12 protein-coding genes are annotated in these 11,281 nt (G+C 38.8%); 11 read left to right on the forward strand and 1 reads right to left on the reverse strand.

What is annotated here, in order from left to right; all coding sequences use genetic code 11:
* The first annotated feature begins 7 nt into the window (after positions 1-7).
* From AB3N04_RS19005 to AB3N04_RS19020, 4 genes are all read left to right on the forward strand, one after another.
* Positions 8-1,255, forward strand: coding sequence for an aminotransferase class I/II-fold pyridoxal phosphate-dependent enzyme (locus tag AB3N04_RS19005; protein WP_368504126.1), 1,248 nt, complete (start codon positions 8-10; stop codon positions 1,253-1,255).
* 172 nt (positions 1,256-1,427) lie between these two features.
* Entirely contained in the window at positions 1,428-1,826 is a 399-nt protein-coding gene (locus tag AB3N04_RS19010) for a MerR family transcriptional regulator (RefSeq protein WP_317122700.1), read from the forward strand.
* A gap of 111 nt (positions 1,827-1,937) precedes the next feature.
* A complete protein-coding gene (gene glnA, locus AB3N04_RS19015; protein ID WP_368504127.1) occupies positions 1,938-3,287 on the forward strand; it encodes a type I glutamate--ammonia ligase in 1,350 nt (449 codons plus the stop codon).
* A 210-nt stretch (positions 3,288-3,497) separates the two neighbouring features.
* Positions 3,498-3,959 (forward strand): CarD family transcriptional regulator, encoded by a 462-nt coding sequence (locus AB3N04_RS19020; RefSeq protein ID WP_368504128.1) that lies wholly within the window; start codon positions 3,498-3,500, stop codon positions 3,957-3,959.
* A gap of 993 nt (positions 3,960-4,952) precedes the next feature.
* Here the strand turns inward: AB3N04_RS19020 and lexA are convergent.
* Positions 4,953-5,576 (reverse strand): transcriptional repressor LexA, encoded by a 624-nt coding sequence (lexA, locus tag AB3N04_RS19025; protein WP_317122706.1) that lies wholly within the window; start codon positions 5,574-5,576, stop codon positions 4,953-4,955.
* A 147-nt stretch (positions 5,577-5,723) separates the two neighbouring features.
* Here lexA and AB3N04_RS19030 point away from each other — a divergent pair, with 147 nt between their 5' ends.
* The 7 genes from AB3N04_RS19030 (at position 5,724) to mnmH (ending at position 11,277) form a co-directional block, all read left to right on the forward strand.
* Positions 5,724-6,008, forward strand: coding sequence for a hypothetical protein (locus AB3N04_RS19030; protein ID WP_368504129.1), 285 nt, complete (start codon positions 5,724-5,726; stop codon positions 6,006-6,008).
* Positions 5,968-6,672 (forward strand): recombinase family protein, encoded by a 705-nt coding sequence (locus AB3N04_RS19035; RefSeq protein ID WP_368504130.1) that lies wholly within the window; start codon positions 5,968-5,970, stop codon positions 6,670-6,672. Before AB3N04_RS19030 ends, AB3N04_RS19035 begins: the two co-directional genes overlap by 41 nt.
* Before the next feature lie 71 nt (positions 6,673-6,743).
* The gene (locus tag AB3N04_RS19040) at positions 6,744-6,986 is read left to right on the forward strand and encodes a DUF896 domain-containing protein (protein WP_317122709.1); all 243 of its coding nucleotides are present in this window, start codon (positions 6,744-6,746) and stop codon (positions 6,984-6,986) included.
* A 205-nt stretch (positions 6,987-7,191) separates the two neighbouring features.
* Positions 7,192-9,189 carry a transketolase gene (gene tkt / locus AB3N04_RS19045; protein ID WP_368504131.1) on the forward strand — a complete coding sequence of 666 codons (1,998 nt, stop codon included), beginning with the start codon at positions 7,192-7,194 and terminating at the stop codon, positions 9,187-9,189.
* Between the two features lie 140 nt (positions 9,190-9,329).
* Positions 9,330-9,770 (forward strand): sporulation inhibitor of replication protein SirA, encoded by a 441-nt coding sequence (sirA, locus tag AB3N04_RS19050; protein ID WP_368504132.1) that lies wholly within the window; start codon positions 9,330-9,332, stop codon positions 9,768-9,770.
* 128 nt (positions 9,771-9,898) lie between these two features.
* Positions 9,899-10,117 carry a YneF family protein gene (locus tag AB3N04_RS19055; protein WP_012959284.1) on the forward strand — a complete coding sequence of 73 codons (219 nt, stop codon included), beginning with the start codon at positions 9,899-9,901 and terminating at the stop codon, positions 10,115-10,117.
* A 92-nt stretch (positions 10,118-10,209) separates the two neighbouring features.
* Complete coding sequence (gene mnmH, locus AB3N04_RS19060; protein ID WP_368504133.1) at positions 10,210-11,277, forward strand: tRNA 2-selenouridine(34) synthase MnmH; 1,068 nt, start codon at positions 10,210-10,212, stop codon at positions 11,275-11,277.
* The last annotated feature ends 4 nt before the right edge of the window (positions 11,278-11,281 follow it).

An 11,281-nucleotide genomic window follows, 5' to 3' on the forward strand; every position in this document is an offset into this window, starting at 1 on the left:
TCGCAAGATGTTTGAAACCTATAACCATAAAGAAAAACTTGAGGCTATTACAAATAAAGTTGAGCAAAAAATAGCCTCTCATCATAGAGAAATCGAAGAAGTTGCCTTATATAATCAATCAAAGGTGATGGCATCCTTTAAACAGCATCAAGTTTCGGATTTTCATTTTACACCCTCAACAGGCTATGGCTATGATGATGCAGGTAGGGATACATTAGAGTTGGTGTATGCAGATGTATTTGGGGGAGAAGCGGCATTAGTGCGTCCACAGATCATCTCGGGTACGCATGCGATTGCGACCGTGTTATTTGGAGTGCTACGCCCTAAAGATGAGCTTTTATACATTACGGGAAAGCCTTATGATACGCTAGAAGAAATTGTAGGGATTAGAGGGAATGGTAATGGTTCATTAAAGGAATTTGGCATTACGTATCAAGCTGTGCCACTTAATGAGGACGGTTGGATAAACAAAGAAGCCATTAAAGAAGCGATTCACTCGAACACTAAGGTGATTGGCATTCAACGTTCAAAAGGTTACGGGGATCGTCCGTCATACTATATTGAACAAATTCAAGAAATGATTGAGTATGTGCGCTCGATCAAAGAAGACGTGATTGTCTTTGTAGACAATTGCTACGGAGAATTTGTTGAAAAATTAGAACCGTGCCAAGTCGGAGCGAATATCATCGCAGGCTCATTAATTAAGAATCCTGGTGGCGGTTTAGTTAAAACGGGCGGCTACATTGTTGGGGATAAAGAATTGATTGAACTGGCATCCTATCGTTTAGCTGCTCCGGGAATCGGCGCAGAAGGTGGAGCGAGTCTCTATAGCTTACTAGAAATGTATCAAGGTTTCTTTCTTGCTCCACATGTCGTTTCGCAAGCGGTAAAAGGAGCAGTGTTTACTGCAGCTTGCTTAGAAGAGGCAGGAATGAGTACCTCACCGAGATGGGACGAGAAAAGAACCGATCTGATTCAATCTGTGCGCTTTCAAAATGCTGAAAAAATGGTAGCCTTCTGCCAACAAATTCAAGCGGCTTCTCCGATCAACGCTCACGTTACGCCTCATCCGAGCTATATGCCAGGGTATGAAGATGACGTGATCATGGCAGCTGGTACGTTTATTCAAGGTGCTAGTATTGAATTAACAGCAGATGGTCCAATCCGTCCACCTTATCTTGCGTACGTTCAAGGTGGCCTAACGTATGAGCATGTAAAGCTTGCCGTACTTCAAGCGTTAGACCGAGTTATGTAATCGTTGCGACACGTTCAATGATGTTGAACGTGTTTCTTTTTTGTTAATTAAATCAAAACTTTCAATGAAGATTGAATAAAGAAATAATTTTATGTTAGGAAAGGTGACATGTTATTGACAAGTAAACTAACATCACTTATACTAGATTTTGAGAAGACAAGGAGGTGGCGTGATGAATGATGAAGTTCGTCGCAGCATGCCGTTATTTCCAATAGGAATTGTCATGAAGTTAACCGAGTTAACAGCTAGACAAATTCGGTATTATGAGCAGCATGAATTAATCAAACCTGCCCGCACCGATGGAAATCAACGTTTATTCTCATTTAATGATGTTGATCGCTTGTTAGAGATTAAATCATTGCTTGATCAAAAGGTGAACATTTCAGGGATCAAGCAGATTATTCAGATGAAGCAACAAGTTCAGCTGAATGTAGCAGTAGAAGAAGAGCCTGCCAAAAAGCCGCTATCTGATCGTGAGCTTAGAAACCATTTGAAAAAAGATTTAATGATGGCCGGCAGAAATGGACGAGCATCCATTATCCAAGGTCAGCTATCACGTTTTTTCCATTAATAAAAATTGTAAGAATCGGTTTCATATCAAGGGAAACAGGGTATTCTACTTGAGGGAATCGATTCTACAAATACATTTACTCACAAGAAGTTGAAAGGGGATTACATATCAATGTCAAAGTACACGCAAGAAGATATTATGCGAATTGCCGAGGAAGATAACGTAAGGTTTATCCGTCTACAATTTACTGATCTTTTAGGGACGATTAAGAATGTTGAAATTCCAGTTGATCAGCTTTCAAAAGCGCTAGACAACAAAATGATGTTTGATGGTTCATCAATTGAAGGATTTGTTCGTATTGAGGAATCAGATATGTACCTATATCCTGATTTAGACACTTGGGTAGTTTTCCCTTGGACTCCAGAAAAAGGTAAAGTGGCACGTTTAATTTGTGACATTTACCAACCAGGTGAACCAGGCGAAGAGCCAACGCCATTTGAAGGAGACCCTCGTGGAATTTTAAAACGTGTTTTAAAAGAAGCGGAAGAGCTAGGGTTCACGGCATTTAACATTGGGCCAGAGCCAGAATTCTTCTTATTCAAAAACGATGCAAACGGAGAGCCGACGTTAGAGTTAAATGATAAAGGTGGATACTTCGATTTATCGCCAACTGATTTAGGTGAAAACTGCCGTCGGGATATCGTGTTAGAGCTTGAAGATATGGGCTTTGATATTGAAGCTTCTCACCATGAAGTAGCACCAGGTCAACATGAAATTGATTTTAAATATGCAGATGCGATCACAGCTTGTGACCACATCCAAACATTTAAACTTGTTGTTAAGACAATTGCTCGTAAGCATGGTCTTCATGCAACTTTCATGCCTAAGCCTTTATTTGGTGTAAATGGTTCAGGTATGCACTGTAACATGTCTCTTTTTGATAAGAGCGGAAACGTATTCTATGATGAGTCTACGGATACACAATTAAGTGAAACAGCTATGCACTTCTTAGGTGGTACACTTGAGCATGCGGAAGCGTTCACGGCGATTACTAATCCAATCGTAAACTCATACAAGCGTCTAGTACCAGGTTATGAGGCACCTGTATATGTGGCTTGGTCTATGAGAAACCGTAGTCCACTTGTACGTATTCCTTCATCACGTGGAGTAAGTACACGTATTGAAGTACGTAGTCCAGACCCTGCTGCTAACCCGTACTTAGCAATGGCTGTATTGCTTGCTGCTGGTCTTGATGGAATTAAGAAGAAATTAACTCCACCACCAGCAACAGATCGTAATATTTATGTGATGAGCAAAGAAGAGCGTGTAGAAGAAGGAATTAACGATCTACCTGCTACATTAAAAGATGCTCTTGATAAGCTTGTGAAAGATGAAGTACTAGTGAAGGCTCTAGGTGAGCATGCAGTAGAACACTTCGTTGAAGCAAAAGAAATTGAGTGGGATATGTTCCGCACACAAGTTCACCCTTGGGAGCGCGAGCAATACATGAGTTCTTATTAAGATCAATCAACCTCGATGCCTATTGGCGTCGAGGTTTTTTCTTTTATAAGGTGTATTTTTCATATCACCTAGCGCCCCCTTAAAACACTCACGAAAGAACCTGTAATTTACCACAAAAAATTATTGACACCTAAAATATATGTATGGTATTATATAAAATTTGACAAAAAATATATAAGTGGTATACTTGAAATATATGGAGGTGTTTTTTTGTTGCAAATTGGAGATAGCATTGTTTATCCGATGCACGGTGCAGGCGTCATTGAGGCTATAGAAGAAAAAGAAATCTCAGGGAAAAAACAAGAGTATTATATCATCAACATGGCAATTAGTAATATGGATGTTATGATTCCTGTAAGTAAAATGGCAAGTACAAGTATACGACCAGTTATTGATATACTCACACTAAAGCGCATTTTACACATTTTTCAGCATGGAGAATCTGAAAAATCACTATCGTGGAAACAAAGATACAAAGTGAACATGGACAAGATAAAGACAGGTGACATACAAGAAGGTGCCGAAGTTGTACGAGATTTAATGCGTATGAAAAAAGAAAAAGCACTAAATGCAAGTGAAAAAGAAATGTTGGATAAAGCATATAAACTATTATTTAGTGAACTTGGATTAATAAAAGAGATCACTGAAAATCAATCAAAATGTTTCCGCTAAGGTTTAGTGATTTCCATATTTCCCACTTTGGGAATATAGTGAATCTTACGGTAATAGGAAAATCCTTTCAAAGACCTTCTAACTTCTTCAACTCATTTATTGAGTATTAACCTCTTATGTTACTTCTTTCATTTTAATCCTTTTTAATGATTACTTCTTTTACGAACGTTCGAGTTATTTGCATTACTCGACAATATAGTTACTTGATTTTGCATTCCTGATTCACTCTGGCGCGGACTAGGATCCGTAAGAATGAAAGAGAGGTAGGGCTTTCATTGTTTTAGGTATTAATGATAGAATCTAAGTTTTTTTGGTAAAAGAAATAAGCAACTACAATGCTGGTTGCTACATGTCCATTCACTATACTCCATTAACCACCCCAGTTACGTACAACTTCTATTTACAACATCTAACGTTCTTAGTCGTTGTATCCTAACATTCCTTTTCTCTTAGCATCAAGTAATACTCGAGTCTTTCTTTGACTAGAAATATGTGTGGCACATACAAAACAGATAACCCTTGATGCTATTTACATCAAGGGTTATTTTTATGAACCTTCTTAACTACTCAATCAATGTTTCTGATTGGGTTATAAGTATGTAAACAATATATCTGGGATTGCTACCATATACCAAAATTGAAATTAAAAGCTGGGAGGTTTTAAAAAATTTGCTTATACCGTGAGTCTTGTCAATACAGTCCCGTTATAGAAAACATATACATAAGTATTCCAGAAAAGAAGGAGGGAAAAGATATGTTTTGGTGCCATTTAAACGTAGAGGCTATCAATCAATGGATCCTAACTACAATGCACCATTAAATAGACCATGGGCATTATAAAAGTTGAACATAAGCAACCAGTGAATAAATATTTAAAAAGTAAAGGGGAGAGGTCGACGTATAACCATTGTTTGATCTCTTCTTCGAATGTTTTAATAAAGCAGGCATAAAAAAAGCTTGTCCTCATAAGTTAGAGGGACAAGCTTTTTACTATTAATGAAGGGTGCGAAATACACCGATGACTTTACCGAGTACCGTAACATCTTTTAAAAGGATAGGCTCCATCGTTGCATTTTCTGGTTGTAAGCGGATGTAATCTTTTTCACGGAAGAAACGCTTGACTGTTGCTTCATCCTCATCAGTCATGGCAACAATAATATCACCATTGTTCGCTGTTTGCTGCTGACGAACGATAACCATATCACCGTCATAGATCCCAGCTTCAATCATACTATCACCTTGGATCACTAACACATAAACAGAATCATTCGTCACAAAATGATCAGGTAATGGTAGATAGTCTTCTACATTTTCAATCGCAGTAATCGGAAGACCTGCGGTTACTTTACCGACAATTGGCACGTACGCAGTTCGTTTTTCGTTTACTACTGTATCAAGTTCATCAAGTTCGAGAACCTCAATGGCTCTAGGTTTAGTCGGGTCTCTTCTAATAAACCCTTTCTTCTCTAGTCGTGAAAGATGGCCATGAACCGTAGAACTTGAAGCAAGTCCAACAGCTTCACCAATTTCTCGTACGGAAGGTGGATAGCCTTTCTTTTTCACTTCTATCTTGATGTAATCTAGGATTTCCTGTTGACGTTTTGATAGTTTTGACACGGTTAACACCTCGCTTGTGTTTTTATCTTGCCTAAATTGTACCATGCGAACATACGTAATGCAAACATAAGTTCTAAAAACGCTTGACACAAACGAGTGTTCTCATTTATAGTGAATGGGAACAAACATTCTTATGGGGTGATGAAAATGTTGAAAAAATTATCAGGTCAAGAATTATTTATTCTTATTACAGCGGTTTTCGCGTTGATGTTTATGTATAGTTCAATCCTCTTCTCCGGGGAAATTAGTATTGAGGAAGAAACAGTAGTAGAAGCTGAAACGATTGCACAACAATCCGATTTACTAAATAATGAAGAGACACCTTTAGCGAATGGAGCTATCATTCAAGCAAATCTACTAGATTCACTAGAAAAGGAGACTGAAGAATTGTATGCCTATGCGTACGAGAAAACAAGCAACGATGATGAATGAAGAAAAAGCAATTATCTATTGTCGAGTTAGTACAGAAAAAGAAACGCAACAAACATCGATTGAACGTCAAAGAGCAGAATTAGAAGAGATTGCTCATAAAAACAACTTTACCATCGTGGAGATTATTGAAGAGAAGGCTAGTGGCTATGAAGTGGATCGTGATGGCATGCTAAAGCTTCTAGATTACGTGAAACAAGGTGATGTCTCGGTTGTTCTCGTTCAAGATGACACCAGAATTGGGAGAGGGCATGCCAAAATGGCGATTCTTCACCAATTACGAAAAGACGGGGTTAAAATTTACACGATTCAAGATGAGGGAGAGCTTCAACTATCTGAAGCTGACGCGATGGTACTAGATATTGTTTCAATCGTCGAAGAGTATCAGCGCAAATTACATAATTTAAAGATCAAAAGAGGAATGAAGGCCGCTGTTGATCGAGGGTACAAGCCACAAGACAATTTGGGAGGCACTCCTAGTGGGGGGCGAGAAAAAAAAGAAGTACCAATCGAAGAAATTGTTCGCCTCAGGGAGCGGAAATTAACCTTTCATGACATTGCTGCTACCCTTAGAGGGTTCGGTCATGACGTATCAAAAGCAACCGTCCATCGTAGGTATCGTGAATATGAACAAGAGCAAGCTTTAAGTAATCACCTTGACGATTAAGCACATAACTTGATTGACGTAAAAACTCATGGTAAAGTATAGTCTGGTTATGTAAAAGGTGGTGAATGGCGATGTTATCTAAAGAAAAGATCGCACGAATTAATGAGCTATCAAAGCGAGCTAAATCAACTGGTTTAACAACAAAAGAGGCTAAGGAGCAACAAACTCTTAGGAAAGAATACATTCAAACCTTCCGTAATTCATTTAAAGACCAACTTCATTCCGTGAAGGTTGTCGATGAAAAAGGGAATGATGTAACACCTAAAGCCCTTAAAGATAGTAAAGAAAAAAATAATCGTGGTTTGACCCATTAGAAACTCTCTTTCTTTGAAAGAGAGTTTTTTGTTTGATCCTCTTATGAATATAGGATAAAATTTCTCGAAATGAGAAAAGTAAATGAGATATGAAAATGCAACAAACCGGTGAGAATTTGTCGAATCTGCTTGTGAAAAAGAGCAATAAAGTATATGATGAAACACGAATACAACGTTTTCAGTAACGGAAAGGATGAACGAAATCATGTCAACGAATGTTGAACTAAAAGCAATTAATACAATTCGTACATTATCAATTGATAGTATTGAAAAAGCGAACTCAGGTCACCCTGGAATGCCGATGGGTGCTGCACCAATGGCATTTAGCCTTTGGACAAAATACATGAATCATAATCCTGCTAACCCTGATTGGGCAAACCGTGATCGTTTTGTTTTATCTGCAGGTCACGGCTCTATGTTACTTTACAGCCTTCTTCACTTAACGGGTTATGATGTATCGCTTGAAGATCTACAGTCTTTCCGTCAATGGGGAAGTAAAACGCCTGGTCACCCTGAATTCGGACATACACCTGGTGTTGAAGCAACAACTGGCCCACTTGGACAAGGTGTCGCAATGGCTGTTGGGATGGCAATGGCAGAACGTCATTTAGCTAGTACATATAATCGTGAAGGTTACAATATTGTTGATCATTACACATATAGCATTTGTGGTGATGGAGATTTAATGGAAGGTGTATCAGCTGAGGCTGCATCACTAGCTGGTCACTTAAAATTAGGTCGTCTTGTTGTAATGTATGATTCAAATGATATTTCCCTAGATGGTGAACTAAATCGTTCATTCTCTGAAAGCGTTGAAGATCGTTATAAAGCATACGGATGGCAAGTGATCCGTGTCGAAGACGGAACGGATATTGATGAGATTAACCGTGCAGTTGAATTAGCTAAAACGGATGACCGTCCTACTTTAATTGAAGTGAAAACAGTTATTGGTTATGGCTCTCCAAATAAATCAGGTAAATCTGCTTCACACGGAGCTCCACTTGGTGCGGATGAAGTAAAATTAACGAGAGAAGCATATAAGTGGGAAGGTGACGGTGATTTCTTCATTCCAGAAGATGTTAAATCTTTCTATGAGAGTGTTAAAGCAAACGGGGAGAAAACAGAAGCTGAGTGGAATGAACTGTTTGCTTCTTATAAAGAAGCTCATCCAGAACTTGCAGCGCAATTTGAGTTAGCTAATAAAGGCGAACTTCCTGAAGGATGGGATAAAGAAGCGCCAGTTTATGAAGTTGGTTCAAGTGTTGCAACTCGTTCATCAGGCGGAGAAGCCCTAAATGCTTTTGCTAAGCATATTCCTCAATTAATCGGAGGTTCTGCTGACCTAGCATCATCGAACAAAACGATGATGAAAGACGTAGGCGATTTCACTCGTGATGATTATAGTGGTCGTAATGTTTGGTTTGGTGTACGTGAATTCGCAATGGGTGCAGCAGTAAATGGTATGGCGCTTCACGGCGGTGTGAAAGTATTTGGTGCAACATTCTTTGTATTCTCTGATTACCTACGCCCTGCTATCCGTTTATCTGCTCTAATGAAATTACCTGTTGTTTATGTGTTCACACACGATAGTATTGCAGTAGGTGAAGATGGTCCAACGCATGAGCCAGTTGAACAACTAGCAGCTCTTCGTGCAATGCCAGGTTTATCTGTCATTAGACCAGGAGATAGCAACGAAGCAGTGGCTGCATGGAAATTAGCAATTGAATCAAAAGATATGCCAACAGCTCTAGTGCTTACTCGTCAAAACCTTGCTACGATTGAAGGAACAAAAGACAATGCATATGAAGGCGTGAAAAAAGGTGCATATGTAATTTCAAAAGCAAGCGGAGAAGCTGACTTATTACTTCTTGCAACAGGTTCAGAGGTACCTTTAGCAGTAGAAGCGAAAGATGCTCTTGAAAAAGAAGGCATTCATGCATCAGTCGTAAGTATGCCAAGCTGGGATCGTTTTGAAGCTCAGCCTAAGTCTTACAAAGATGAAGTGATCTCACCTAACGTTAAAGCTCGTCTTGGAATCGAAATGGGTTCGTCTCTTGGATGGGCAAAATATGTGGGAGACCACGGTGATGTATTAGCCATTGATCAATTTGGAGCTTCAGCCCCTGGGGAACGTATTATGCAAGAATATGGTTTCACAGTAGAAAATGTTGTGGCAAAAGCGAAAGTACTGCTAAATAAATAATCAATCATTTGACCACTCCTACTTTTGGAGTGGTCTTTTGCTTCGACAAAACTAGTGGAATTCCTCGCCATCTTCAGACAATGATTTTACCCATTCTCCCTTATACTATGGAAAAAGGCTGAATGGAAGGGGTGCAACGAGTGAGGCATTATCAACTTTATTTGCTAGAAGAGGACGTTGCGCAACACTATTTTGGACAAGAGTCTAAATTATTTCATTTGTTTTTAGAACGAACAATGGCCACACCTGAACAAAAAACCATTTTAGAGATGCAAATTGATTATATTTCAAAGCCGATGCCAGGGTTATTGTTGCAACAAAAGATGTTATCTGCTTTCTCTCACTTATCAACCTATACCGTATATAAACACATTCACGTATTGGACCTAACTCACCAAGAGAGTTGTGCTGAACTATTAATACAAAAGCAACATCTCACGCTTACGTCTACTGGAGAAATCGAAGCAGAAACGATGTTTTTTGAAGTGTTACGGAAAATTGACCCTTGCTTCTTTGCAGTCAATACAGAGGCACATCGATTTGGCTGGCTGAGTCCGATTAAGCAAGTTAAGTTTGTTTAGCTCATGCGATTAATAGGAACAATTTTCATAAGTAGCTTTTAAAAAGGGCGTCGTTACGATATAATAATGTAGGTTGATTCAGGCTAAGCTTGAACGGTTTATTTTGTTTGAAGGAGGAAGTTGGACGTATGCCATGGATTCATATTTTAGGCTACACAATCGCAGTTTTAGCGGGTGTCGCTATAGGTTTCTTTATCGCACGTAAGACAATGATGTCTTATCTTAAAAAGAACCCCCCAATTAATGAGCAAATGCTTCGAGTAATGATGATGCAAATGGGTCAAAATCCATCACAAAAGAAGATTAACCAAATGATGAAAGCAATGCAAAAGCAACAAACGAAATAAGGTATAGGACAAGCACCTCAAATTGGGGTGTTTTTCTACTGTTTGGAAAAATAATCTGATATAATATAAAAATTGGAAATGAGTGAATGTGATTGCCCACGATTGACGTGCAAAAAGTTACATATAATCAGCTTGATGATGAAAAAGATGTCTACATAGATGTACGCTCACCGCTTGAATTTGCTGAATATTCATTACCTTCAGCTATAAATATTCCGTTATTTTCAAATGAAGAACGAGCAAAAATTGGCTATATTTATAAACAAGAAAGCCGTGATAATGCAGTAGAAAAAGGGTTAGAACTGTTTTCTATGAAATTACCTCTGTTTTATCGGGAGTTAAAAATGCGCTATCAAAGCAATCCTCAAATACGAATAATTGTTTATTGTTGGAGAGGAGGTATGCGCAGCAAGACGATTGCCGGCACGCTCTCTCTGTTAGGCATTCCTTGTTTTCAATTAGAGGGTGGGATTCGTTCCTATCGAACATTCATTCAAGAGTTTCTTGCTAAGCAAATGGAGGTAGGGCACCAGTTTGTAGTGTTGGCAGGACCATCAGCATCAAGAAAAACAGAGATCCTAGATCATCTTGAAGATAAAGGGTATCCGGTCGTTAATTTAGAAAAGCTAGCGAACCATCGAGGCTCTTTATTTGGCCATATTGGATTAACACCTCATAGCCAAAAAGAATTTGAGGCCCGTTTGGTGAGACGATTAATTGAGTTAGAACATGCGAATCACCTCATTATTGAAGCTGAAAGTAAGCGGATTGGACGTGTAGTCGTGCCATCTTTTATTCTGAAAGGGAAAGACGAGGGACGCATTATCGAAATTGATACCCCGTTTCACGATCGGATCAACCATATTCATCAAACGTATCGACCTGATTTACATAAAGAGGAATTTGGAGAGGCGATTTCTTATTTGAGAAAAAGGCTTTCACATCCAGTGTATATGGAAGTTAGAAAAGCATATGATGAAAATCGTTTTGATGATCTATTTACGCTGTTACTCGAGTGCTATTATGATCCGCGGTATGAATTTAAACAAGGAGTTGATCGAGCTAAAGGATCCTCTATTTCATTTCATCCATTTGAAGAAGGTTTGTCAACTTTGGAAAAAGAATTAGATCAACTCATCCATCACTCTCATGAAAGGTAGAGTG

Origin of the sequence: Alkalihalophilus sp. As8PL, assembly GCF_040939795.1 — a bacterium.
In the GTDB taxonomy this organism is placed as follows: Bacteria; Bacillota; Bacilli; order Bacillales; family Bacillaceae_D; genus Alkalihalophilus; species Alkalihalophilus lindianensis.

Excerpts from the sequence above, each read along its gene's own strand:
- AB3N04_RS19005 (WP_368504126.1), top strand. The coding sequence starts at position 8 with ATGTTTGAAACCTATAACCATAAAGAAAAACTTGAGGCTATTACAAAT.
- AB3N04_RS19010 (WP_317122700.1), top strand. The coding sequence starts at position 1,428 with ATGAATGATGAAGTTCGTCGCAGCATGCCGTTATTTCCAATAGGAATT.
- glnA (WP_368504127.1), top strand. The coding sequence starts at position 1,938 with ATGTCAAAGTACACGCAAGAAGATATTATGCGAATTGCCGAGGAAGAT.
- AB3N04_RS19030 (WP_368504129.1), top strand. The coding sequence starts at position 5,724 with ATGTTGAAAAAATTATCAGGTCAAGAATTATTTATTCTTATTACAGCG.
- AB3N04_RS19035 (WP_368504130.1), top strand. The coding sequence starts at position 5,968 with ATGCCTATGCGTACGAGAAAACAAGCAACGATGATGAATGAAGAAAAA.
- AB3N04_RS19040 (WP_317122709.1), top strand. The coding sequence starts at position 6,744 with ATGTTATCTAAAGAAAAGATCGCACGAATTAATGAGCTATCAAAGCGA.
- tkt (WP_368504131.1), top strand. The coding sequence starts at position 7,192 with ATGTCAACGAATGTTGAACTAAAAGCAATTAATACAATTCGTACATTA.
- AB3N04_RS19055 (WP_012959284.1), top strand. The coding sequence starts at position 9,899 with ATGCCATGGATTCATATTTTAGGCTACACAATCGCAGTTTTAGCGGGT.